This window comes from Xenorhabdus japonica (assembly GCF_900115195.1).
GTDB classification, from domain to species: domain Bacteria; phylum Pseudomonadota; class Gammaproteobacteria; order Enterobacterales; family Enterobacteriaceae; genus Xenorhabdus; species Xenorhabdus japonica.
Map to the genome: position 1 here is coordinate 13,351 of NZ_FOVO01000010.1, position 24,137 is coordinate 37,487.

Annotated in this window: 19 protein-coding genes and 2 pseudogenes; 5 read left to right on the top strand and 16 right to left on the bottom strand. The window is 42.0% G+C overall.

Annotated elements, in window-relative coordinates:
* Positions 1-198 precede the first annotated feature (198 nt).
* The 10 genes and pseudogenes from recA to gpt all read right to left on the bottom strand — a co-directional run bounded on the left by recA (position 199) and on the right by gpt (position 10,816).
* On the bottom strand, positions 199-1,275 hold the full coding sequence (gene recA / locus BM135_RS05785) for a recombinase RecA (protein WP_092518720.1): 1,077 nt from the start codon (positions 1,273-1,275) through the stop codon (positions 199-201).
* Between the two features lie 103 nt (positions 1,276-1,378).
* Positions 1,379-1,882, bottom strand: a complete 504-nt coding sequence (gene pncC / locus BM135_RS05790; RefSeq protein WP_092518722.1) for a nicotinamide-nucleotide amidase — start codon at positions 1,880-1,882, stop codon at positions 1,379-1,381.
* A 25-nt stretch (positions 1,883-1,907) separates the two neighbouring features.
* Positions 1,908-3,092 carry a lysophospholipid transporter LplT gene (gene lplT, locus BM135_RS05795; RefSeq protein WP_092518725.1) on the bottom strand — a complete coding sequence of 395 codons (1,185 nt, stop codon included), beginning with the start codon at positions 3,090-3,092 and terminating at the stop codon, positions 1,908-1,910.
* 16 nt (positions 3,093-3,108) lie between these two features.
* Positions 3,109-5,257, bottom strand: a pseudogene (gene aas / locus BM135_RS05800) (bifunctional acyl-ACP--phospholipid O-acyltransferase/long-chain-fatty-acid--ACP ligase).
* Positions 5,258-5,386: 129 nt separating this feature from the next.
* A complete protein-coding gene (aroL, locus tag BM135_RS05805) occupies positions 5,387-5,917 on the bottom strand; it encodes a shikimate kinase AroL (RefSeq protein WP_092518727.1) in 531 nt (176 codons plus the stop codon).
* Positions 5,918-6,082: 165 nt separating this feature from the next.
* On the bottom strand, positions 6,083-7,336 hold the full coding sequence (gene proA / locus BM135_RS05810; RefSeq protein WP_092518729.1) for a glutamate-5-semialdehyde dehydrogenase: 1,254 nt from the start codon (positions 7,334-7,336) through the stop codon (positions 6,083-6,085).
* Positions 7,337-7,389: 53 nt separating this feature from the next.
* Positions 7,390-8,493, bottom strand: coding sequence for a glutamate 5-kinase (gene proB / locus BM135_RS05815; protein WP_092518835.1), 1,104 nt, complete (start codon positions 8,491-8,493; stop codon positions 7,390-7,392).
* 126 nt (positions 8,494-8,619) lie between these two features.
* A complete protein-coding gene (gene crl / locus BM135_RS05820) occupies positions 8,620-9,021 on the bottom strand; it encodes a sigma factor-binding protein Crl (RefSeq protein ID WP_092518731.1) in 402 nt (133 codons plus the stop codon).
* A 70-nt stretch (positions 9,022-9,091) separates the two neighbouring features.
* Positions 9,092-10,339 (bottom strand): esterase FrsA, encoded by a 1,248-nt coding sequence (frsA, locus tag BM135_RS05825; protein WP_092518733.1) that lies wholly within the window; start codon positions 10,337-10,339, stop codon positions 9,092-9,094.
* Positions 10,340-10,354: 15 nt separating this feature from the next.
* Entirely contained in the window at positions 10,355-10,816 is a 462-nt protein-coding gene (gene gpt, locus BM135_RS05830; protein ID WP_092518735.1) for a xanthine phosphoribosyltransferase, read from the bottom strand.
* 262 nt (positions 10,817-11,078) lie between these two features.
* On the opposite strand from gpt, the gene pepD reads away from it, so the two are divergent.
* Entirely contained in the window at positions 11,079-12,539 is a 1,461-nt protein-coding gene (gene pepD / locus BM135_RS05835) for a beta-Ala-His dipeptidase (RefSeq protein WP_092518737.1), read from the top strand.
* A 59-nt stretch (positions 12,540-12,598) separates the two neighbouring features.
* On the opposite strand, the gene dinB is transcribed toward pepD, so the two are convergent.
* The 4 genes and pseudogenes from dinB to BM135_RS16900 all read right to left on the bottom strand — a co-directional run bounded on the left by dinB (position 12,599) and on the right by BM135_RS16900 (position 15,417).
* Entirely contained in the window at positions 12,599-13,663 is a 1,065-nt protein-coding gene (dinB, locus tag BM135_RS05840) for a DNA polymerase IV (RefSeq protein ID WP_092518739.1), read from the bottom strand.
* Positions 13,664-13,976: 313 nt separating this feature from the next.
* Positions 13,977-14,090, bottom strand: a pseudogene (locus BM135_RS17295) (IS6 family transposase); the annotation flags it as partial.
* Between the two features lie 92 nt (positions 14,091-14,182).
* The gene (gene fliB / locus BM135_RS05850) at positions 14,183-15,238 is read right to left on the bottom strand and encodes a flagellin lysine-N-methylase (protein ID WP_217644289.1); all 1,056 of its coding nucleotides are present in this window, start codon (positions 15,236-15,238) and stop codon (positions 14,183-14,185) included.
* Positions 15,199-15,417: a hypothetical protein gene (locus BM135_RS16900; RefSeq protein WP_175485980.1), complete on the bottom strand. Its 219-nt coding sequence runs from the start codon at positions 15,415-15,417 to the stop codon at positions 15,199-15,201. Before BM135_RS16900 ends, fliB begins: the two co-directional genes overlap by 40 nt.
* Positions 15,418-15,824: 407 nt before the next feature.
* Between BM135_RS16900 and BM135_RS05855 the strand changes: the two genes are divergently transcribed.
* Positions 15,825-17,072: an MFS transporter gene (locus BM135_RS05855; RefSeq protein WP_092518741.1), complete on the top strand. Its 1,248-nt coding sequence runs from the start codon at positions 15,825-15,827 to the stop codon at positions 17,070-17,072.
* Positions 17,073-17,228: 156 nt separating this feature from the next.
* Here the strand turns inward: BM135_RS05855 and BM135_RS05860 are convergent, their stop codons facing one another.
* A complete protein-coding gene (locus BM135_RS05860; protein WP_092518743.1) occupies positions 17,229-19,265 on the bottom strand; it encodes a choline transporter in 2,037 nt (678 codons plus the stop codon).
* Between the two features lie 208 nt (positions 19,266-19,473).
* On the opposite strand from BM135_RS05860, the gene betI reads away from it, so the two are divergent.
* Genes betI through betA form a run of 3 tightly spaced genes read left to right on the top strand, consistent with a single transcriptional unit; the run spans position 19,474 to position 23,308 of the window.
* Positions 19,474-20,070 (top strand): transcriptional regulator BetI, encoded by a 597-nt coding sequence (betI, locus tag BM135_RS05865; RefSeq protein WP_092518745.1) that lies wholly within the window; start codon positions 19,474-19,476, stop codon positions 20,068-20,070.
* 49 nt (positions 20,071-20,119) lie between these two features.
* A complete protein-coding gene (gene betB, locus BM135_RS05870) occupies positions 20,120-21,628 on the top strand; it encodes a betaine-aldehyde dehydrogenase (protein ID WP_092518746.1) in 1,509 nt (502 codons plus the stop codon).
* Positions 21,629-21,655: 27 nt separating this feature from the next.
* Complete coding sequence (gene betA / locus BM135_RS05875; RefSeq protein WP_092518749.1) at positions 21,656-23,308, top strand: choline dehydrogenase; 1,653 nt, start codon at positions 21,656-21,658, stop codon at positions 23,306-23,308.
* An 82-nt stretch (positions 23,309-23,390) separates the two neighbouring features.
* Here betA and BM135_RS05880 read toward each other — a convergent pair whose 3' ends face one another.
* On the bottom strand, positions 23,391-23,912 hold the full coding sequence (locus BM135_RS05880; RefSeq protein ID WP_092518751.1) for a hypothetical protein: 522 nt from the start codon (positions 23,910-23,912) through the stop codon (positions 23,391-23,393).
* Between the last annotated feature and the right edge of the window lie 225 nt (positions 23,913-24,137).

The window sequence follows — 24,137 nt, forward strand, 5'->3', positions numbered from 1 at the left end:
AAATCCATTCGCTTTTCAGCATTGTAATTCGTCTAGGGATTTTCTGAAAGTCTGTTCGTTACACCTGTTTCGATACGCTTATTGCAAGGATGTTTATTTCTCTTATAAAAACAAAAACCACATCCGATATGAATGTGGTTTTTAAAAGCCTATTTGGCCCTGTATTGCAACTGAATATGGAAAATGAATGAAAAGTAATTAAAACTCTTCGTTATTCACTTCTTCGCCGTTGTCTTCAAAATCTGTCACGTAATCCGCAGCGGCACTACTGAAGCCGCCTGTATTGTTCAACAGCAAGTCACGTAGTTTCTTATCCAATTCAGATGCAGTTTCTGGATGTTCTTTCAGATAGGTAGTGGCATTCGCTTTACCTTGCCCAATTTTATCGCCATTGTAGCTATACCATGCACCCGCTTTTTCCACCATTTTGTGTTTAACACCGAGATCGATTAGTTCACCAAAAGTGTTAATGCCTTCACCATAAAGAATTTGGAATTCAGCCTGTTTAAATGGTGCAGCAACCTTGTTTTTGACTACTTTCACACGTGTTTCGCTACCAACAACTTCGTCACCATTTTTCACCGAGCCAGTACGACGAATATCCAAACGGACAGATGCATAGAACTTCAGCGCATTACCACCAGTGGTCGTTTCAGGGTTACCAAACATCACGCCAATTTTCATGCGAATCTGGTTGATGAAGATCAGCAGGGTGTTCGAGTTTTTCAAATTCCCCGCCAGCTTACGCATAGCTTGACTCATCATACGTGCAGCCAGACCCATGTGAGAGTCGCCAATTTCGCCTTCAATTTCTGCTTTTGGTGTTAATGCTGCAACAGAGTCAACAATAATGACATCAACAGCACCAGAGCGTGATAAAGCATCACAGATTTCCAGTGCTTGTTCACCAGTATCAGGCTGAGAACACAACAAATTATCAATATCTACACCCAGTTTTTTCGCATAAACCGGATCAAGGGCATGTTCGGCATCAATAAAAGCACAAGTTCTGCCTTCGCGCTGAGCAGCAGCAATAACTTGCAATGTCAGCGTTGTCTTACCGGAAGATTCTGGCCCATATATTTCAACAATACGACCCATTGGCAAACCACCTGCACCCAATGCAATATCCAGTGACAGGGAACCGGTAGAGATCGTTTCAACATCCATTGAGCGGTTTTCACCCAAACGCATGATGGAACCTTTACCAAATTGTTTCTCAATTTGGCCCAGCGCTGCTGCTAGTGCTTTTTGTTTGTTTTCATCGTTAGCCATGTTTACTCCTTCGCAAGCAATGAAGGGGCTGCCCCACTGCTGATAAACTGTTTCTGATACCAAAGTGCTGCATGATTATACTGTATAATCATACAGCATCAAGCTAATTTTTTATGATTTCTTCCAACAAAGTTTTTAAAGAAAAAATGACGGCTTGTAGACGCACGGTATCGCGATCACCTGAAAAATGCTGGCGATATGTCACCGTCTGTATATCTTCATCAACATGAAAGGCAAATCCAAACCAAACTGTGCCAGTTGGTTTTTCTTCACTTCCACCATCCGGCCCGGCAATGCCACTGACAGCAACAGACACATCAGCTTTGGCAGCTATTAATGCCCCTGCGGCCATTTCTTTTACAACCTGTTCACTTACCGCACCAAATCGTGCCAATGATTCTGGGGAAACACCCAACATTTCATGTTTAGCATCATTACTGTAAGTCACGAAACTACGATTAAAATAGGCCGAACTTCCCGCAATATCTGTGAGCACTTTGGCTATCCAGCCTCCTGTGCACGACTCTACACAAGTCACGGATAATTTTCTCTGTTTTAATCTCTTTCCGAGTTCAATACTAAGCTGATTCAGGATTTTTTCATCCATAACAGGCCTTCAATTCTATAAGAAATTAATTTTTCCGAAGCAGATCCCAAATCCATAGCCCTCCAATTGCCAAAGAAAGCAAAATACCAAAACTAATACCGACAGCAACAACCGACGCTCCCAACATGACGGAAATTGAATACAGCCCCAGCATTACCAGCATGGCACTGTTTTCGCCAAGATTTTGTACGGCAACGGCTTTACCTGCTCCCATCGCACGCTTTCCATGCTCTTGCAGCAATGCATTTAATGGAACGACAAAAAGTCCACCAAACACCCCGAGGACAATCAGAATTAAGTAGGAAAATACTATTGATTGCTGAGTAGCAAAAAGAATGACCATGAATCCAATTAAGATCCCCGCTGGCATACAGCGACGAACAGTTTTCAATGTAATAAACCGCGCAGCCAAACCTGCTCCAACAATAATACCAATAGCAACTACAGCATTCATCAATGTTGGAGTCGTATTGCCGTCAATCCCCAGAACAACAGGAACCCATGCAACCAACAAGAAGCGCAGCGTGATACCTGCCCCCCAAAATAAACTCGTGCCCACCAATGAAAATCGTGTTTCCTGATTACGCCAGAGTGAAACACAAACCGCGATGAAATCCACCAATATTTTTTTGGGATTCCACCCCTCGCTTTCACGAGCTACAGCCAGACAAGGTGTATAGAAATTGGACACGACCGCAACACTATACAACAAGGCACAAAGCCCCAATGCCGATACCAGACTCACATCAGAAAGGAAACCACCAGCAACTGAACCAATCAGGATGGCTGCAATGGTCGAAGCTTCCATCATGCCATTGGCTTTTACCAAACGTCCGCCATCTATCAATTCACCCAAAATTCCGTATTTGGCGGGAGAATAGGCTGCAGCCCCAATTCCCACTAAGGTATATCCCAGAAAAGGATTCATATCGATACAAATGCTGATAGCTCCAAGTAATTTGATGCCATTAGAAAAGAGCATGACACGCCCTTTTGAAAATCGATCTGCAATTTGCCCTACAAAGGGAGCAAGTACAATATAAGTCAGGACAAAAACAATTTGCAGGGCTGGCCAGCTCCATTCGGGATAAGACTCCGCCTTCAATTGAGCTAAAATGGTAAAGAACAGCGCATTGTCAGCAAAAGCAGAGAGAAATTGCGACACCAATACCGCTTTCATTCCCCGATTTAACAGCGGTTGTGTCTCCATAGTGTCATTCTTTTCCCTACTCCTGTTCAGCCATTTTTCTCAATGTGACAAAATCCGGTTTGCCACTGCCAAGCAAAGGAAGTTGCTTCACATAACGAATATTTCGTGGAACCGACAACTCAGGCATTCCCATTTCGCGAGCGACTCCCAACATTGCATTTCTATTTAAATTTGCATCTGTTGTGAACAATACCAGCGCTTCGCCTTTGTTTTGATCACTCTTGGCTGTAGCCGCATGCAGCGCATCATTAGAAACGCGAGAAGCTATTTGTTCCACCGCTTCGAGAGAAACCATTTCTCCCGCAAGTTTGGCAAATCGCTTCACACGCCCCTTAATCGTACAAAAGCCCTCGTCATCAATAGAAACAATATCCCCGGTATCGTACCAGCCAGTTTGATTATTCCCTTCTGCGTCTTCTGCAGATGGCGGCTCTAGGCGATCAGGTGCTTCAACCCGCAGATAGCCCTTCATAATATTCGGCCCACGTAGCTGTAAACGGCCGCCTTCTTCAATGCCTTGTACTGGCAAAAAAACGAGCGTCCATACCTGGTAAAATCCGCCCAACTGTTCCCGGTTTTGCCACCATCGGCACATTGATTGCTACTACAGGAGCACATTCCGTCACCCCATAACCTTCCAGAATACGGATACCAAATTTATCCTGCCAAACACGTTTGGTGTTTTCTGACAATTTTTCTGCTCCGGCCACCACATAACGTAGACGGGCAAAATCATAAGGATGGGCAAAACGAGCGTAATTACCCAAGAAAGTCGAAGTTCCGAACAGCACGGTACAGTTACGGTCATAGACCAATTCAGGCACAACACGATAATGTAACGGGCTTGGATAAAGGAACACGCGGCTGCCTGTCATTAACGGAGTAAATAAACCAACTGTCAAGCCAAACGCATGAAACAATAGCAAAGAGGACATAAAGCGGTCTAGAGGAGTAAAATCAGCAATCGTTTTTATCTGCTCAACGTTCGCCAGTAGGCTGACATGGCTGTGGGCAACGCCTTTTGGTGCACCTTCTGATCCTGACGTAAACAGGATCAATGCATCATCATCTGGTTTTTGTGAGGCCAAAATAGCTTTGGAAGGGAAAATCAAATGCCACAATACCCAAAGTTTATCTTCCCGAGTGATCGTATCTTTTAAATCTTCGAGATAGACCCAATTAGCCTCTGTCACCTGTTCTGGCAGATGGGTTAATTGCCCTTTTTCCAGAAATTGGCGGGATGTTACGATGGTTTTGATGGTTGCCGCCTGCATGGCATTCTTAATGCCGTTACTTCCTGCTGTATAGTTAAGAAGGGCCGGTACTCGCCCTTTTAACGAAGCGCCATAGATGACAGCCGCCGTCACAGTTGCATTCGGCAACAGCAGACCAATTCGTTCACCTTCTTGTGTAAAACGCTCTAAGATTCGGCTGACACCCAATATTTTTTTCAATAATGAGTGATAGCTATCTTCTTTAAAATTCACATCCTCAATGCAGGGCTTAAAGCGACCAAAGCGTTTTTGCGCAGTAAGGTAAGCACTGAACAATGTCTCCTTTGGACGCGTTTGCATTCTTACTTCCATCATAATGGCATGGAGATGTTCTCCTGCTAAACGGCGGCGTGTTGTTGAATCAGGTGCATCCGGCATTGGCAAATCGACGGCAGGTAAGATCTTGATGGTGACTTTCGGGAACCAATGTAACTTCATAATTCCTTTTAACCGACCAAAAACCGTTTGTTCTGCACCATCAATTCGGATTGGGACTACTTTTGCTTCTGATTTCGCGGCAATAAAAGCGGCACCCTCATAAATTTTCATGAGGGAACCAGTCACAGTGATCCTTCCTTCGGGAAAAATCACAATCGGGCGCCCTTTATCCACTTCTTTAACCAATGTTCTGACAGCCATTGGATTGGTAGGATCTAAAGGTACAACACCCGCATAGGACTTAATAAATTTGAAGAAGCTGCGGCTCGCAATATTAGAATAGATAGCGAATACAGGTTTTACCGGCAAGAATAGCCCAATTAACAGGCCATCCAGAAACGAAATATGATTGGGAGTAATAATACATTTAGGGTGTTTTAGCTGTTTATCATCCCCTTCAACTGTCACCCTAAAGAGAACACGAACAAGTAACCGAATAAAATTTAAGAGCATATCCATATCTCAAATATAATTAAATAAAATTAAAGTGAGTCAATAGAATGATACTATAATTTGTATAAGCAATCTGATATATAGGATTTCCCTGCTAAATAAAAAATAAACTTAAAAGTTCTTGATATATCAAATTAGCTTATTTTGCTGGTTTAAAATATAAGATTTAACACAAGATACAATATCTTCTGTTGCAAGATTGGCATCAACAATGAAATCAGCACACTCTTGATATAATGATTCTCTTTCAATCAATATTTCTTCGATTTCTTCTATAATGGACTTTCCTGTTAGGCTAGGACGCTGTGAATTCTCTGGATTGAGTAATAACCGTTTACTCAAAACTTCTGCGGGTGCCTGCAAATAAATCACAATACCATTTTGTTGCATATATTGGCGATTCTCAGGCAACAATACAATTCCCCCACCTGTTGAAATGACACTTTCACTCTGGCTAACCGCTTGTAATGTTTGGCTTTCCAATTTTCTGAAATATTCCCAGCCATGTTGTTGAACAAGCTCGGCAATCGTCATTTCACTAACAGCCTGAACACTCTCATCAGTGTCAATAAATTTATACGACAATACTTCAGACAACAACTTACCTATTGTCGTCTTCCCTGCACCACGTGCACCTACGATAAATAGAGTTTGTTTCATTTCATTGTATTCCTGAAGAGTTTACAAAATTAAGCCTAATATAAAGTATAGTAACTAAATATTTACACTCGTGTAAAAAGATATTTTTGATGGAGCAAAAAGTCACACTTACAATTAAGTGTGACTCAACATAGTTCGACAAATTCCAATTAAAGTAAAATACGGTTAACTGCGAGGCAAATAATTACCATAACCAATCCACTTATACGTTGTCAGTGCATCAAGCCCCATTGGGCCTCTGGAGTGTAATTTCTGAGTACTGACAGCTACTTCAGCTCCCAAACCAAATTGTCCCCCATCGGTAAAACGAGTACTTGCATTCACATATACTGCTGCTGAATCCACATGACGCACAAAGTGATCAGCCAGCTGCAAAGAATCTGTCAGGATCGCATCAGAGTGGGCAGTGCCATAAGTACGAATGTGCTCAATAGCCTGCTCGATATTACTAACAACTTCCACATTCATATCCAAAGATAACCATTCATCACAGTAATCATCTTCTGTCACTTCGACGACGGTTGCAGGGCCATCTCTCAACCATGCTATTGCTGATTCGCTTGCGTGCAATGTCACTCCCTGCTCTTTCATTTTGGTACTCAAAATGGGCAGGAAGTCAGCCGCTATCTTTTCATGAACCAATAACGTTTCCAGTGAATTACAGGCACTTGGACGCTGAACTTTCGCATTAATAATTATTTCTAATGCTTTTTCAACATTGATGGTTTCATCCACAAACGTGTGACAAACCCCAATGCCACCAGTAATCACAGGAATAGTTGATTGTTCCCGGCACAATTTATGTAATCCAGCCCCACCTCGAGGGATCAACATATCGACATAGCGATCCATTTTCAGTAATTCAGCTACTAATTCACGATCTGGCTTATTGATAGCCTGAACCCCTGCAGTCGGTAAGCCACTTTGTTCCAATGCCTGTTGTATGACTTTAACCATCGCCTGATTAGTATGATGGGTTTCTTTGCCACCACGAAGTATCACAGCATTACCTGTTTTCAGGCACAAAGATGCCACATCAATAGTAACATTGGGGCGAGCTTCATAAATCACGCCAATCACCCCCAAAGGAACTCGGCGACGGCTCAATTGCAATCCACTATCCAATAATTGCCCATCAATGACTTGCCCTACAGGATCAGTCAGACGGCAGACTTGACGTACATCATAGGCAATCGCATTCAGTCGTTCAGGCGTCAGTAATAACCGATCGAGCAGCGCTTCACTCATTCCCTGTTCACGGGCTTGCTCCATATCTTGCTGATTGGCAGCAAGGAGAACTTCAATTTCTGCTTCCAACAAATCAGCAATATGATTCAACGCTTGGTTTTTCTGGTTGGTACTTAATTGTGCCAATTGCCATGATGCTGCTTTGGCTGCTTTTCCCATCTGCTCTAGCATGGTGAAATCCTTAACTCACGATCAATTATGATCTCTCAATTACGATTAATTCATTAAATTACGATCAAATCGTCACGGTGAACCGCAACAGCGCCATATTCATAACCCAATATCTGGCTAATTTGTTGTGAATGATGGCCTGCAATCAAACGTAAAGCATCACTGTTGTAACGGCACACACCATGAGCCAAATCTTTGCCCGATAAACTGCGGATGCAAATGACTTCACCTCGGGAAAAATCACCTTTAACGTTTTTGATCCCTTTTGGCAGCAACGAGCTGCCTTTTCCGGTAATCGCCGCTTCTGCACCATGATCGACGATGATTTCCCCCGCCGGAGGCGCACCAAAGATCCAACGTTTGCGGTTTTCCATTGGGCTAGTCAGCCCATGAAAACGTGTTCCAACCGATTTTCCTTTAATAACATCAGCAATAACATCCGACCTGTTTCCCGCAGCGATAATAACATCAATTCCAGCACGTCCAGCCACACCTGCGGCCTGAAGTTTTGTCGCCATTCCCCCCGTGCCTAAACCCGATACACTGTCCCCTGCCATCATTTTCAGCTCATCACTGATGTCATGCACTTCAGAGATCAATTTTGCATCAGGGTTATTGCGAGGATCTGCGGTATAAAGTCCTTCGATATCGGTCAGGAGCAATAATTTATCTGCACTGCCCAAAATCGCTGCCAGAGCAGAAAGATTATCATTATCGCCGACTTTAATCTCTGCTGTCGCAACAGCATCATTTTCATTAATAATGGGAACAATGTGATTATCAAGCAACGCCTGAAGGGTATCTCTTGCATTCAGGAAGCGCTCACGGTCTTCCAAATCCGCACGGGTCAGAAGCATTTGCCCGACATGAATACCATAAATCGAGAAAAGCTGTTCCCACAATTGAATCAGGCGGCTTTGCCCAACGGCTGCCAGCAATTGTTTTGATGCAATAGTTGCCGGAAGGTCAGGGTACCCCAAATGCTCGCGTCCAGCGGCAATCGCACCAGAAGTCACGATAATAATACGGTGGCCTTTTTCATATTGTTGAGCACATTGACGAACCAGCTCCACAATGTGGGCACGATTCAAACGACGAGAGCCACCAGTCAATACACTCGTCCCCAGTTTCACAACCAATGTTTGGCTGCCATTCATCATATTTCTGCCATTATAATTAATTTGAAAAACAAATTTGAAAAAACAGTGTTCAGTTTTAACAGGAGAGAAGCGTTATGCCAACTGACATAACGCAAAATTTAAAAAAGCAGGTTAAAAGCAAAATTATGCCATAACTTGTGTTTGAAGAGCGACGGTACTTTCTGATGGGATCAACGTAAGTTTGAGAGTATCAAAAGAATCGGCCAGACGTTTGTGGAATGCCTGCAAAGTTGATTCAAGGTGCTCAAGATCGGCCTTTTTTTTGATACTCATGGCATGCCATTCACCATTTTTATCAAATAAGCCTAGCTGATAGTTATAAACAAAACCTTGATCCTGCTCTTCTAACTCTAACCACCATCCCCAAAATTCACGTTTTTCTGGCACCGCTTTTGCGCTGACACAAACCGCTAAACAGTCAAAGAAAAAATAACCATTTTTGCACTTTAATTCACGTAAATACGGCCCTAGTGCAGAAAAACTCTTCAACAACCTATTTTTAGAATAACTTGTAGGTAAAGTCATACAAAGGTCTCCTTATTACAGAGCACCTTTGTATCAAATGATTAAAAAATATCAAGTAATAAATTTAGTTTTATAGAACTTTATCTCTCAACCATACACTTATTTCGTGTAATGCCTTATTGAAACCACTATAAACTGATGTAGCAGGAATAGCCCTCAATGAACCATCTATTGATGACATGGCAATTAACTTCGAGTCTTTCCTTGGGCTAAAAATATCACCTTCCCAATACACCGAAAGCATGGGCACAGTACAACGACGTCCCAACAGCCCTTGGTTTTTCAATGAAAAGCAACTCAGTTCTGAACGCAATCTTTCTTCATCAATGTGATAAATACCCAAGCGACTGGCCAATACGTCAATATACATTGACGGAATTTTCTGCTGTAATTTTTCATCATGCAGTAATTCATGAACAATCGGTCCTATCACCGATACCCCTTTAATAAGTTTCGGCTCCAGATAGGCAAGGCGAACAGCGATATTTGCACCAAAACGAAAACCAAATACACCGACACGGGTATGATCAATCCACGGCACGCTATGCAGTTGTTGCAGAATTTGTTGATGAAGGGAACAAGTATCCTGCGTCAATGTGAATTTAGCAGAGTAACCAACGGAAGGCATATCGACCGTTAACATTGCAAATCCAAGAGGCGAGAAGTGTTCTCGGAATAACCGCCAATAATCACTCTGTACATTATCAAGGCTGGCACAAACTAATATCGTCGGACAAGGCTCCTGTACATGGGAAGGAAGATGCAACAACCCAGTAACACTTTTGCCCCCTTCCAGCCGGAATTCCAATTTTTGCAATTTATGCCCAGAAAAATGCGCTGCGTTTTCATAGGCTTTATTCGCCAGCGCAGTTGCCTGATCGGCCAATTCATCACCACGCAAATGAGGATAAGCAGCAATACTGTATAGCGTTGCAGCCTTTAACCAACATACTCCGGCTTTTTCTGCATCCTCAGTCTGCAATGCTTCCTGTTGATAATACATTGCCTTCTGAGACCACTCAAATGCCCAGTTTCCTTTACGATAGCCGATCACAGTATCCAACAAGTATTCAGTACTGCGCTCGGCATCCGTCACGGCAATCCGACTGAGGACATCTTGAATCTCCAGTGGATTTACTCCCCTCCAGATCCAAGCGAGCCAATTAATCATTCGATACCAACGCTCGTGGTGCTCCCCACCAAGCATACTATTACTGTCAGTGATAGACTGTGGACGAGTATATTTTACCAGTGTAGAGGTCTCACGATGTTTAAATCGAGGCTTAAACAACGATTCTGAAAGGTTTTGTTTAGTCATGACAAAAGAAAAATCTTACTGCTTATCACAAATAGGTGGAACGAACATTACTCCCATATCCCATGGCTGTTCAATCCATGTATTTTGGGGAATATCAACGACATAATCATCTACAAGAGGACGACCGGCGGGTTTTGCAAAAATCGTTACAAAATGGGCTTTCGGATACATTTCACGGATTGCCTGAGCTGTGCCTCCAGTGTCAACCAGATCATCAACAATGATGAAACCTTCGCCGTCACCTTCCGCTTTTTTCAATATATTCAACTCACGCTGATTATCGTGATCGTAGCTGGAAATACAGACAGTATCAACATGGCGAATTCCTAATTCACGAGCCAGTAAAGCCCCCGGCACAAGACCGCCACGGCTGACGGCGATAATACCTTTCCATTGCTCTACAGGAAGTAAACGTTGTGCCAATTGACGGGCGTGTATTTGCAACATATCCCACGTTACAACATATTTTTCACTCATAAAATTTGATCCTGGAAACTAAAGAATATTTCAGAAAAGTGTTTTTTTGCGGAAAAAAGGTTGCGCGAGATTATAGTGATTTGAACAGACAAAAACCAGTAAAAACAAGGTAAGCCCACATTCTCACAGCACATTGAAAGCAATAAAATGATATTCTCAGGCATAACATAGACATTAGGACAACGCAGATGACAATAAGCGCCCTAATGTGTCAAACATTATCATTTTTATCTCACCAAAATGCAGTTACAGGAGATTCGCCGTGTCCGAATTATCAACATTATCCCCTCAACCATTATGGGATATTTTTGCCCAAATCTGTTCCATTCCCCATCCTTCCTACCATGAAGAAGCGCTGGCATCCCATATCATTGAGTGGGCAAAAAGCAAAAATTTCCATGTAGAACGGGATGAAGTCGGCAATATTTTGATCAGAAAACCGGCTTCAAAAGGCATGGAAAATCGCAAGGCTGTCGTGCTTCAAGCACACCTTGATATGGTTCCGCAGAAAAATAACGATACCCAACACGATTTCACACAAGACCCTATCCGCCCTTATATTGATGGCGAGTGGGTTACGGCTGATGGTACAACTCTGGGTTCTGATAACGGTATCGGCATGGCTTCAGCGCTGGCAATATTGGCGGACGAATCCGTCAAACATGGCCCGTTGGAAGTTTTACTGACCATGACCGAAGAAGCGGGTATGGATGGTGCATTCGGTCTAAAATCTGGCTGGTTGCAAGCTGATATTCTGATCAATACCGATTCAGAAGAAGAAGGCGAAATCTACATGGGTTGTGCTGGTGGCGTTGATTTCGTCACAACCTTGCAACTGTCCCGCGAAACTCTGCCGGCTAACTATAAGACTCTGCAACTGACTCTTAAAGGATTAAAAGGAGGTCACTCTGGTGGTGATATTCATCTGGGATTGGGCAACGCCAACAAATTACTGGCCCGTTTCCTGGCCGCGCATGCCAATAAGTTGGAACTGAAATTAATTAACCTGCAAGGTGGAACCCTACGCAATGCCATTCCTCGGGAAGGCTCTACCGTGATTGCTGTTCCTGCCGATAAAATCGAAAAATTGTATCAATTGAAGGACAACTATCTGGAAACATTGAAAAACGAATATGCTGTCATTGAAAACAATCTCACTCTCTTGTTGGATGAAACCGAAGCATCATCACAAGCACTAACAGCGGAGTGTCAAACTCGTTTCGTATCCATGCTCAATAGTATGCCTAATGGCGTTATTCGTATGAGTGATGTCGCCAAAGGTGTTGTAGAAACTTCGCTAAACGTAGGCGTTGTAACCATGGATGAAGAAAAAGTTGAAGTTATTTGCCTGATTCGTTCACTGATCGAAAGTGGCAAGGCTTATGTTGTTGAAATACTGAATTCTCTGGCAACACTGTCCGGAGCAGAAACAGTAGCGAGTGGCGGCTATCCGGGCTGGCAGCCTGATGCCAATTCTCCAATCATGCATTTAGTGCGTGAGACTTATCATCAATTGTTCGATAAAACTCCGAATATCATGGTGATCCACGCAGGTTTGGAGTGTGGTCTATTCAAAAAACCGTATCCTGATATGGACATGGTTTCTATCGGCCCAACCATTCGAGGCGCTCACTCACCTGATGAAAAAGTTCACATTAAAAGTGTTGGTCAATATTGGCAGTTACTCACTGCAATTCTAAAAGCTATTCCGGCTAAAGAATAAGCCTATATTGTCTCTCCCCTGCCATCTGCTTGCGGGAGAGATTCCATTTACACTTTTCTTTACCACTTCAATAAAAGCTGGAGTTCCAGTTGTGGATTTTGTAATGTCACATGTAGCCCAACCAACCTGACCCCTCGCCCTTCTCTGCGTGTTTCCCAAGCTTGTTTTGCGACCTGAATCAGGTCGAATTTATCCAACACAGGATGGACGTGTTCCTGTGTCGTCAATTGAAAATCGTCAAACTTTAATTTGATACCCTGTCGGGCAATACGGAGATCGGGTTTTACTTTTTCCAACCGTTTTTCCAACTCAGGATAAAGTTTTTCAATCAGTTCAACACATTCATGCCATTCATGCCATTCATGAATATTCTGAGCCAACGTTTTTTCCACCCCAACAGATTTGCGCAAACGTTCTGGCGTAATCAACCGCTCATCAATGCCGTGGCAGCGCTCCCAAAGCGACAAACCAAACTTACCCAAATTTTTTATTAATGCCAGCTTATCGTAATGTTGAACATCAGAGCAGGTTTCCAACCCCATATCAGACAAACGCTTAGCTGTAACTTTTCCGACACCGGGAATTTTGCGTAATGGCAACGACTTCACAAAAGCTTCTATCTGCTCAGGAGAGATAACATATTGCCCATTGGGTTTATTGATATCAGAAGCTATCTTGGCTAAAAATCTGACTGGCGCTACACCGGCGGAAGCCGTTAACTGCAATTCACCAAAAATTACCTGACGAATTTCTTGAGCAATCAAAGTGGCAGAACCATGACAATAATGGCAATCCGTCACATCCAGATAGGCTTCATCCAAGGAGAGAGGCTCAATTAGCTCAGTGTAACGGGAAAAAATTTGCTGGATATGTTGAGAGACTTCTTTATAAAGCGCCATTCTACCGGGGATCACTTTCAATTGAGGACAAAGTTTTAATGCCATGGCTGTGGACATCGCACTATGTACCCCAAAACGACGGGCGGGATAATTTGCCGTACTAATTACCCCCCTTCGATCAGCACTCCCTCCTACTGCAATAGGAATATTGCGGAGTGATGGATTATCCCGCATTTCAATGGCAGCAAAAAAGCAATCCATATCAATATGAATAATTTTTCGCATCTGATCTCCCCACGCCAAAGCACTGTATAAATACAAAATACTGTATAAATATACAGATATGGATTATGAAACTCTAGTTACTTTTTCAGCAAAACTTCAACGAGTTAATTCCTTGGAATATAAACACAGTTTTGTATACCCGCTTAACTTGAAAATGCAGGTTTCAGGGTTTGAAAATTATCATTTAATCGGCAAACAAGTTCTTTCGCTTTTTCTCGGAGCGTAGCATTAAAAAGATGAACCGCGGGATCTGCCACAACTTCACGTTGTCTAAAATTTTCCCGAGAAAGTGGTATGGAGATTTAGTGTTACGGCGTTCGGCCAACATTTCCTGAAGCTCACGATAACTAATGTCATATTTGCAGTACCAGCGGACGACCCATAAAATGATGACACCAGTGAAATGATGGCCTTTGAATGGGTTCATGATGTTGTCTCTCGGACAAGATGACTCAACTGAGCGTATCAACTACCGGAGCTTTGTAACAGTGCCATATAACTTTAGCCATCCAACGCCTATCAATTATCTAATAAACAAATACACGCCAATGCATCGCTCATCTGACACTGTTCCATCAACGTCAATAAATCATCATTGATGCCAAGGATATGCATTTTCATGGAAAAATAGGCACTGAACATCAACTGAACGTCTTTTTCCGTCACCATCCGTTTTTCCACAACTGCGAGCGCCGATAAATTGGTGCGTAGATAGAAATAATCCATCACCAATAAACTAAAGTGCGTCAATGCATTACGTTGCCCTTTCGCATCCCCATTAAAATTTGAAACATGCGGGAACTGGCTGTGATAAAGCAGATAAGAAAATAGATTACGTAACACACTCGGTTCCTTCATACAGGAGTCCTGTGTCAGCAAATGCCATGTATCCCGTAACCGTGCCATATTGTTTTCCGTTCGTTTCTGCGTTTGGTTTTCATCCAATCCCAGTTGATTAAGCGTATTCAAATACGTGGATGACAAGAAGTCACCGCCACGTGATAGCTTATAAATAAATTTACCGTATACGCCTAATACTGCAGTCTGAAATGCCACCGGATGCGGTAGATTACGCCGCTCTTCTGTTAGTTCGCCATTCTGTAAAGCAGCCAGTAAAAATTCGAATATCCCCTGAATTCGATCGAAATTTTCTTCTATCTCAAAATTGACTTTATTCAGGAAAATCAGTAATTGCATGACGGCATAAAGATTATCGTCAAATTGAGGTGACGACGCTTGAATGAGATTTAGACACCAAAGGTAAACAAGGTATTGAGGATCAGTCAAATCCGATTTTTTCGGGGCTTTCGTCAGGTAATGGTCTTCTTCTATCAGTTGCATTGCATCTGCTGAAAAAAGAAGTTGCCGAATAACTTCAGGACAAGATAAGGAAAGGCATTTGAATGTTACATTACTGTACTCAACTTCACTACGCGGATACTCCCGACATGTATCACTCATCGCCGAAGGGCCGAGCTTGCAATAAATATTGCACAGCCGATCTTCTGTCAGAAACGGACAGGCTTTTTGCTCATTTAAACGGATATATAGGCATAGTTTCCTTTTTTCTCCAATTTCAGTACATGTGCCTGCGCGATTTGTTTGATTTCAATGCTGTCGGCATGGTGATATTTTTTATATGTTTTTTTATCCACACTGATGAACCAATCTTGGCAGCAATGTGAAATGCAATCAGAACCGACACACTGAAAGCGTTTAATAAACATCGGCGTGATGATTTTATGAATGAACATGATAGCGAGAGCTCGTGATGAATGTATACATCAGGGTAGCACGTAGGATTATCTAGGAATGGACGAAAAGACTGAGATTTATTGTAATTATTACGGCATTAAATCATCTCACCCTGTAACGGTGCCCACTTTTTACTTACCATTAATCCTGATGGTATTTCACCAGATTCAACCGCCGACGAATATCCTTTACAATATATATACTCCTGCGAAGAGAGTGAAGCAGAATGATGAGTTTTCTCCGTTAACTCAACGTGTTTTCTTGTCAGTTATATTCTATAAAACCAACAAATAACCAACTTAACCTATCATTTAATTTCAATATAGCAGTGACATAAATACATTTCATATATACCATTACCGAAATTTATCAATAAACACGGCTATTAATAAATATAAGGGTAGTAATGAAAAATAATATTTCATTTTTTTTATATCAAATATCTGATATTTTATTCACGTCCTCTACAAGAGCATTTGGCATGTTGTTCTCATGGTGGATGATTGAAGTGCTAAATCTAGATTTTCAACTTGGATGGTTTATCTTTTCATCATGGTTTTTACAAGTATTGTTTCTAGTCTTCATGAGTAACCTTGGAGACAGATTCAATAAGAAAAGTATCGTATTATGTTGCATAATCCCAACTTCATTACTTTTTATTTTTGCTAGTATCATAGATAAAAACCTCTATATTCCATTAGGGATTATATATATTTTCGCTTCTATCTCAGCCATACTCATTCAACCTATTGGCACCAGTATCCTTCCAGAAATTAGTAATAAAAACAAATTAGAGTCTGCATTTAAATACAGAGGAATTGTTAATTCAGTTAACATTATCCTCGGCCCTGCAATATCGGGCATTGTCATCCATTATTTAAATATTGACGGAGCTTTAATATTTATTTCTTTAATGGCAATTTCATCAATTATTGGCTTTTACTTTATAAAAAACCAGCAAAAAGAAAAACCATCACACCAACATAAAAGCAATATAGGAAGTATTAAAATTATTACTAAAAATCCTACAGAAGCAAGTTTAGTTATTGTTGCTTCCTTTTTTAATTTCACTGTAGTGCCATTAGTAACCTATATTACACCTCTTATTATTATCAATGAGTTTAAGCTAAGTGCTTTACAAGTTGGGATTGCCGAAGCAACGTTTGGTGTAGGGATGATGATTGGCAGTACCATCATTATTAAATATATGAATAAGTTCTTCTGTAAAGCCCGTGGTGCCTTTATTTCAGCCTTAACGATCGCTGTCTGCATAGCTGGTATATCCACAGCAACCTCATTAATTGGATTATGTAGTTATATGCTAATTAGTGGAATAGGTTTAATTATTTACAATATAAATACTACCTCAATTCGATGCCTGGCAACACCTGAGTCTCACCGTAATGCAATGGAATCTAAATTCCTTGCTATTTGTATAGTCTCGATACCATTGGGGATGATATCTGCAACCTACATGATAGAAAATTATGATATAAGAGCTTTATTACTTATTTTCTCTGCCTTAATGGGATTAATGTCATTTCTTGTCCTATTTTCACCAAAATATGTGGAAATATCAAAAATGACAGAATCTCAATTGGAGGGTTATTATGGTAAAATTTATCCTGAGGCTTATCATCCAAAAAATAGATAAAAATATTAATATTGAATATTGAATATTGAATATTGAATATTGAATATTGAATTATAAAATAAATTCTCTATTTTAGTAAAAAATCGCCTGTAACTTTATATAATACAGGCGATTTTTTATTACTTATTTTTATCCTCTGCTATCTTTTATTTATTATCAACTGGGAAAAATCAAAGTCTGCCCCGGTGCTTCTCGGTTCAAGTGAATAAAGTTCAAATGCTTTTCATAGTGATCAAGAATATCACTAATAATTTGCTCTTTCGTATAGTCCATCAAATCATTACCTTGCGTCCCTTCCATCAGGAAAGTTTCCAATCGGTAATAGTGAGATTTGCCCGATCTCGCCCGATAGGTAAATCCGGGTACAGAATAACGTTGTGGCCAAATTTGATAGACAAAATTCTGTTCATCACCTAAATCAACAATCAGCTCTAGTGGATTCAGCCGGCTGTCATCTTTTGCGGGCAGCACATTAAACTGAACTTTTGCACCACGCACCACCAACTCTTTAGCGACTTCCAACATAGCTGGACGACACACCATATCCAGCATTCGTTGAGTGTTTTTCGTACCAGGAAAATGCATCATACGGCTTAGACGCTGCTTCCAGTTCAGTGAACCATTGTCATGTACAAGCGTGGGAGAAGTATTGTGCAACGAACTGGCCTTGCGGAAATCCTCCACTCGCAAGGATTTATACAGCCCTGCCATGATAAAGAAGATCACAAAACTGAAAGGCAGCCCCATTATGACTGTAGTATTTTGCAAAGCTGAAATACCATCAGTCATGAGTATACCTAATGTTAATACACCGATTGCTATAGACCAGAAGACGCGCAACCAATTCGGTGCATCATTATTGATATCACTGAGATTAGAGGTGAAATTTCCCAGTACTAACGAGCCAGAATCAGCCGATGTGACATAAAACAGCAGTCCCGTAATTGTGGCAACAGAAGCACTGAACGTAAATGCAGGATAAAACGCCAGTAGTCTATAAAAACCTTGTTCTGGATGCTGCAACACTGTTTCAGCCAATTGGCGATTACCATGAATAATTTCATACAACGCACTGTTACCAAATATTGATAGCCATAGCAGAGTAAAAACAAATGGAATGACTAATGTTCCCATAACAAACTGGCGAATGGTTCTACCTCGGGAAATACGCGCTAAGAATAATCCGACAAACGGCGACCAAGCCACCCACCATGCCCAAAAAAATAGTGTCCAGCTATTCATCCATTCAGTCGGGCGTTCAAATGCAAAACTGTTCAGCGTCATGCCCATGAAACGGCTAATATAATCCCCGACGTTCTGCACTAATCCATTGAGCAGGAATTCAGTATCACCCACAAACAAAAGAAACAAAACCAGACCAAGAGCCAGCAGTACATTCAATTCGGACAAAAATCGAATTCCTTTGTTTACGCCGGAAGTCACAGAGACACTTACCATCACCACAGACAATAGTATCAAACCTCCCTGAACCCCTAATCCTTGCGGTAATCCGAAAAGTACGTTCAGGCCATAATTCAATTGTACAACACCGATTCCCAAAGTCGTTGCAATGCCAAAAATTGTCCCGATTACTGCCGCAATATCCACCGTATGACCGATCCAGCCTTTAATGCGGTTACCAAAAATAGGATAAAGTGCCGAACGAATAGTTAAAGGTAAATTATAACGATAACTAAAATATCCTAGAGCAATTCCCATCAAGGCGTACATAGACCAGCCCGTCAGGCCATAGTGGAACAGCGTCCACACCATCGCCTGACGGGCTGCTTCAATTGTTTCTTCTTGACCTGTTGGTGGTTGCATATATTGCGTAACAGGCTCAGCTACCGAGAAAAACATTAAGTCAATGCCTATCCCAGCGGCAAACAGCATCGCCGCCCAACTAAGCAGACTGAATTCCGGCTTGGATTGTTCTGGCCCCAATTTGATTGAGCCAAAGCGAGACGTAGCAACAAAAATAACAAATACGATGTAAAGCGTCGCAGCCAATAAATAGTACCAACCGAAAGTTTTAGACACCCAGTTCAGTGTGTTTTTTATCCAACCACTTGTTGCATCTGTGAAAAAAATAGTGAATAGAGAAAATACGATAATCAGTCCAGCCGAGGCGAAAAAAACGACAGAGTTCAGAGTATCCTTCTGAGTGTTTTTTGGACTGTCTTGTGTGTTCATAGGCAGTTCCTGAAATTAATGAAATTAAAATGCATGAAAAGAATAATTCATATAATCGTTTGAATTAAAAATAAAATTTAAGACATGTTAAATAAATTTAGCCCCTCATTGTAAAATTATTGTGATAAAACATATTTAATTTTGATTGAACATTCAATTAAAAAAAGTTTAATATCGACCGAATGATTGATTTTATGAGCATAAAATCATGCCAAAAATTGGAATGCAGTCGATAAGAAAACAACAACTCATTGATGCAACGTTAATCGTTGTGAATGAAGTTGGGATGCAAGAAGCAACCATTGCACAAATAGCGCGAAAAGCGGGAGTTTCCAACGGAATTATCAGCCACTATTTCAAAGATAAAAATGGGCTGCTGGAAGCTACCATGCGCTATCTCTTGCACCAATTGGGAATGGCAGTAACATGCCGATTACGTCTGCTTGACAACGCAACGCCCACTCAAAGGTTAAAAGCCATTGTCGAAGGGAATTTTGATCCCAGTCAGATCAGCGGCGCGGCAATGAAAACCTGGCTGGCATTCTGGGCCAGCAGTATGCACCAACCAAACTTGTATCGGTTACAACAGGTTAATGAACGCCGTTTGTATTCCAATATCTGTGTTGAATTTAAACGTGCCATGCCAAAAGCAGAAGCACGGCTGGCTGCACAAGGCCTTGCGGCATTAATCGACGGCATTTGGCTGAGAAGTGCGTTAAGTAACAAGCCGTTTGACATTGAAGGGACGTTCAGAATTACCATTGATTACATCGAACAGAAACTCGGGACATCCGATATAGCTTGAGTTCTGGCTTAAGGCTTATAACCTGTGGACAGGCTCTTGAGGAGAATCTATGACCCATTTTGGATTACAAAAACTTTATATCCACGGTGCTTATATTGATAGCACCAGTTTTAATAACACCAAGCTCGATAATACCAGACCTGATAGCACAATTTTTGATGCAATTAATCCGGCTACTGGAAAGGTTATTGCTCAATTTCAGTCCGCAACAGAACAAGATGTTGACTTGGCTGTCGAAAGTGCCCACAAGGGGCAAAAAATCTGGGCAGCCATGACTACGGTGGAACGTTCCCGGATCTTACACAAAGCAGTCAATATATTGCGTGAACGCAATGATGAGCTTGCTGAATTGGAAACACTGGATACCGGCAAGCCACTTTCTGAAACTCAGCAAGTTGATATCGTTACTGGCGCTGATGTGCTGGAATATTATGCTGGTTTAATTCCAGCCCTTGAAGGCCAACAAATTCCACTACGCGAGTCTTCTTTCGTGTATACACGCCGTGAACCATTGGGTGTCGTAGCTGGCATTGGTGCATGGAACTACCCTATTCAAATTGCCCTCTGGAAATCAGCCCCCGCTCTGGCAGCCGGTAATGCAATGATTTTCAAACCAAGTGAAGTCACTTCTCTCACTGCTTTAAAGTTGGCTGAAATCTATACTGAGGCAGGTTTGCCTGATGGTGTTTTCAATGTTTTGACAGGAGCGGGGCATGAAGTGGGACATTATCTGGCCGTTCACCCCAAAATTGCCAAGATGTCTTTTACCGGCGGTATTGTGACAGGTAAAAAGGTCATGGCAAATGCTTCAGGCTCAACCCTAAAAGAAGTCACGATGGAATTGGGTGGCAAATCTCCGCTGATCATTTTTGATGATGCAGATCTGGATCGCGCTGCTGATATTGCCATGATGGCAAACTTTTTCAGTTCAGGTCAGGTTTGCACGAATGGAACACGCGTCTTTGTACCTAAGGCACTGCTCTCACAATTTGAAGCAAAAATTCTTGAGCGTGTGAAACGCATTCGAATTGGCTCACCTCTCGACCCCAATACTAATTTTGGCCCTCTGGTGAGCTTCCCGCACATGGAGTCTGTATTACGCTATATCAACAGCGGCAAAAACAGCCATGCCCGCCTGCTTTGTGGTGGTGAGCGCCTGCTGGAAGGTGAATTGGCGAAAGGCGCATTTGTTGCACCAACAGTATTCAGTGACTGTACCGATGATATGTTGATTGCACGGGAAGAAATCTTTGGGCCAGTGATGTCTATCCTGACTTATGAAACGGAAGATGAAGTGATTGCCCGCGCCAATAACACTCATTATGGCCTGGGGGCAGGATTAGTAACGAAAGATCTCTCCCGCGCACATCGCGTTATCCACCAACTGGAAGCTGGGATCTGCTGGATCAACACCTGGGGGGAATCTCCAGCCGCCATGCCTGTCGGCGGGTATAAACATTCTGGTGTTGGTCGGGAAAATGGACTGATCACACTACAACATTACACTCAAACCAAATCAATACAGGTGGAACTGGGCAATTTTGAATCCCTATTTTAATCCATGTCTGAAACAGAGGAGATAACAATGGTTTTTGATTACATTATTATCGGTGCTGGTTCAGCGGGTAACGTGCTTGCAACCCGTCTGACGGAAGATCCGAATGTGACTGTTCTGCTACTGGAAGCTGGTGGGCCAGATTACCGGTTCGACTTCCGTACTCAAATGCCAGCGGCGCTGGCATTTCCTTTGCAAGGAACCCGTTATAACTGGGCATATGAAACCGATCCTGAACCCCATATGAATAATCGACGCATGGAATGCGGACGCGGCAAAGGGCTTGGTGGATCTTCATTGATTAATGGCATGTGCTATATCCGTGGCAATGCAATGGATTTTGATCATTGGGCAGCACAACCGGGGTTGGAAGACTGGACTTATCTTGATTGCCTTCCCTATTTTCGCAAAGCTGAATCACGGGATATTGGTGACAATGATTACCACGGCAGTGATGGGCCGGTCAGTGTCACAACCCCCAAAGCAGGTAATAATGAACTTTTTCACGCGATGGTAGAAGCAGGCATCCAAGCTGGTTATCCACGCACTGATGATCTAAATGGCTATCAGCAAGAAGGCTTCGGGCCAATGGATCGCACCGTTACCTCCAAAGGACGCCGTGCCAGTACAGCCCGTGGCTATCTGGATCAAGCGCGATCACGTGCCAATCTCACTATCATTACCCATGCTTTGACTGATATCCTCGAATTTGCAGGGAAGACAGCCATCGGTGCCAATTTTTATCAAGGCAATAGCTCAGCTTTGGTACAAGCAAAAGCAAGTAAGGAAGTTTTGCTCTGTGCTGGAGCAATCGCATCACCACAGATTTTGCAACGTTCAGGCATTGGCCCTGAAGAAGTATTGAATGAATTTGGGATTCCTGCGGTACATGTATTGTCAGGCGTTGGGCAAAACTTACAAGATCATCTTGAAATGTATTTGCAGTATGAATGCCTCAAGCCCATTTCCCTCTACCCAGCATTGAAATGGTATAACCAGCCTCAAATTGGCGCTGAATGGTTATTCAAAGGAACAGGCATTGGTTCCAGCAATCAATTTGAAGCTGGTGGTTTTATTCGTACCCATGAAAAATTTGCTTGGCCAAATATTCAATTTCACTTCCTGCCTGTTGCTATTAATTACAACGGCAGCAACGCCGTCAATCAACATGGTTTCCAGGCTCATGTAGGTTCTATGCGTTCCCCAAGCCGTGGTCGGGTGAAAATTAAGTCACGGAACCCGCGTCAGCATCCAAGTATTTTATTCAACTATATGTCAACAGAACAAGATTGGCAGGAATTCCGCGCTGCTATTCGCATCACGCGGGAGATTATGGCGCAGCCAGCGCTGGCTCCATATTGTGGACGTGAAATCAGCCCGGGTGTTGAAATCCAGACTGATGAACAACTGGATGCCTTTATTCGTGAACATGCCGAAACAGCATTTCACCCATCTTGCAGCTGCAAAATGGGGTCAGACGAAATGGCAGTTGTAGATGGTCAAGGGCGTGTGCATGGCATTAAGAATTTACGTGTTATTGATGCTTCCATTATGCCAACAATCATTACCGGTAATTTGAATGCCACTACGATCATGATAGCCGAAAAAATTGCTGATAAAATCAGAGGAATTTCACCTCTGCCACGCAGTCAGGCAAAATATTATGTCGCCAATGATGAGTAAAATAATAAGGGTGATCATTTTCAGATCACCCTTCTGATGCAATCCATTCCACATCAGCAACATACTGGATTAAAACGATAAATTATTTTTCCTCTTTTTTATCCTTGTCACCTTTAAAACTATCGATTAAATCATCCGTCTTTTTATCAGCTTCAGCTTTTATATCTTCCGTCTTTGACTTCATGGCATCTGAAAACTGATCGATCTTGTCACTAGCCTGATGCTGTATATCATCCGCTTTTGATTTCATAGTATCCATCACATCACTCGCTGTTTTGGTCGCCTGATTCTGCACATCAGCTACCTTGGATTTCATTTGCTCAGCAATATCACTAGCTGCATGGGTGATTTGATTTTGCATTTCCTTGGATTTATCAATCGCACTATGGCCTTCACGCAAAACGTTTTCCTTTATCTCCTGTGATTTTTCTTTTGTATTATCAGTGATATCCTTGACTTTTTTTTCAGCGTCAGTTTTCATTTGCGCTGCGTTTTCTTTGACTTGCTGTACCGTATCTTCTGCTTTTTTGGATGCATCATCACAACCAGCAATCAGTGCCACGATACCTGCCAAGATCAGAGAACCAAGAATCTTTTTCTTCATTGACTAACCCCTTGTACTTATGGAATTTGAACTTAAAGAGCTTGCACCTATGGAAATGAAAATCTCAACGTCAACATAGTTAGCAATTGTTCAGGTTTAACAAAATTAAAATAATTTCAATGAGTTACCATTAAAACATCTGTATAAATAGCGGCTCCATCAAAAAATAAAAATAATTCTCATTTTTATTTGTCCACTTTGATTTCTCAAGTGACTTATTACATT

What these genes read in the sequence shown, in the direction of transcription:
- recA (WP_092518720.1), bottom strand. Translation starts at nt 1,275, where the DNA reads ATGGCTAACGATGAAAACAAACAAAAAGCACTAGCAGCAGCGCTGGGC.
- pncC (WP_092518722.1), bottom strand. Translation starts at nt 1,882, where the DNA reads ATGGATGAAAAAATCCTGAATCAGCTTAGTATTGAACTCGGAAAGAGA.
- lplT (WP_092518725.1), bottom strand. Translation starts at nt 3,092, where the DNA reads ATGGAGACACAACCGCTGTTAAATCGGGGAATGAAAGCGGTATTGGTG.
- aroL (WP_092518727.1), bottom strand. Translation starts at nt 5,917, where the DNA reads ATGAAACAAACTCTATTTATCGTAGGTGCACGTGGTGCAGGGAAGACG.
- proA (WP_092518729.1), bottom strand. Translation starts at nt 7,336, where the DNA reads ATGCTAGAGCAGATGGGAAAAGCAGCCAAAGCAGCATCATGGCAATTG.
- proB (WP_092518835.1), bottom strand. Translation starts at nt 8,493, where the DNA reads ATGAATGGCAGCCAAACATTGGTTGTGAAACTGGGGACGAGTGTATTG.
- crl (WP_092518731.1), bottom strand. Translation starts at nt 9,021, where the DNA reads ATGACTTTACCTACAAGTTATTCTAAAAATAGGTTGTTGAAGAGTTTT.
- frsA (WP_092518733.1), bottom strand. Translation starts at nt 10,339, where the DNA reads ATGACTAAACAAAACCTTTCAGAATCGTTGTTTAAGCCTCGATTTAAA.
- gpt (WP_092518735.1), bottom strand. Translation starts at nt 10,816, where the DNA reads ATGAGTGAAAAATATGTTGTAACGTGGGATATGTTGCAAATACACGCC.
- dinB (WP_092518739.1), bottom strand. Translation starts at nt 13,663, where the DNA reads ATGCGAAAAATTATTCATATTGATATGGATTGCTTTTTTGCTGCCATT.
- BM135_RS16900 (WP_175485980.1), bottom strand. Translation starts at nt 15,417, where the DNA reads ATGTTCATTCATAAAATCATCACGCCGATGTTTATTAAACGCTTTCAG.
- BM135_RS05855 (WP_092518741.1), top strand. Translation starts at nt 15,825, where the DNA reads ATGAAAAATAATATTTCATTTTTTTTATATCAAATATCTGATATTTTA.
- BM135_RS05860 (WP_092518743.1), bottom strand. Translation starts at nt 19,265, where the DNA reads ATGAACACACAAGACAGTCCAAAAAACACTCAGAAGGATACTCTGAAC.
- betI (WP_092518745.1), top strand. Translation starts at nt 19,474, where the DNA reads ATGCCAAAAATTGGAATGCAGTCGATAAGAAAACAACAACTCATTGAT.
- betB (WP_092518746.1), top strand. Translation starts at nt 20,120, where the DNA reads ATGACCCATTTTGGATTACAAAAACTTTATATCCACGGTGCTTATATT.
- betA (WP_092518749.1), top strand. Translation starts at nt 21,656, where the DNA reads ATGGTTTTTGATTACATTATTATCGGTGCTGGTTCAGCGGGTAACGTG.
- BM135_RS05880 (WP_092518751.1), bottom strand. Translation starts at nt 23,912, where the DNA reads ATGAAGAAAAAGATTCTTGGTTCTCTGATCTTGGCAGGTATCGTGGCA.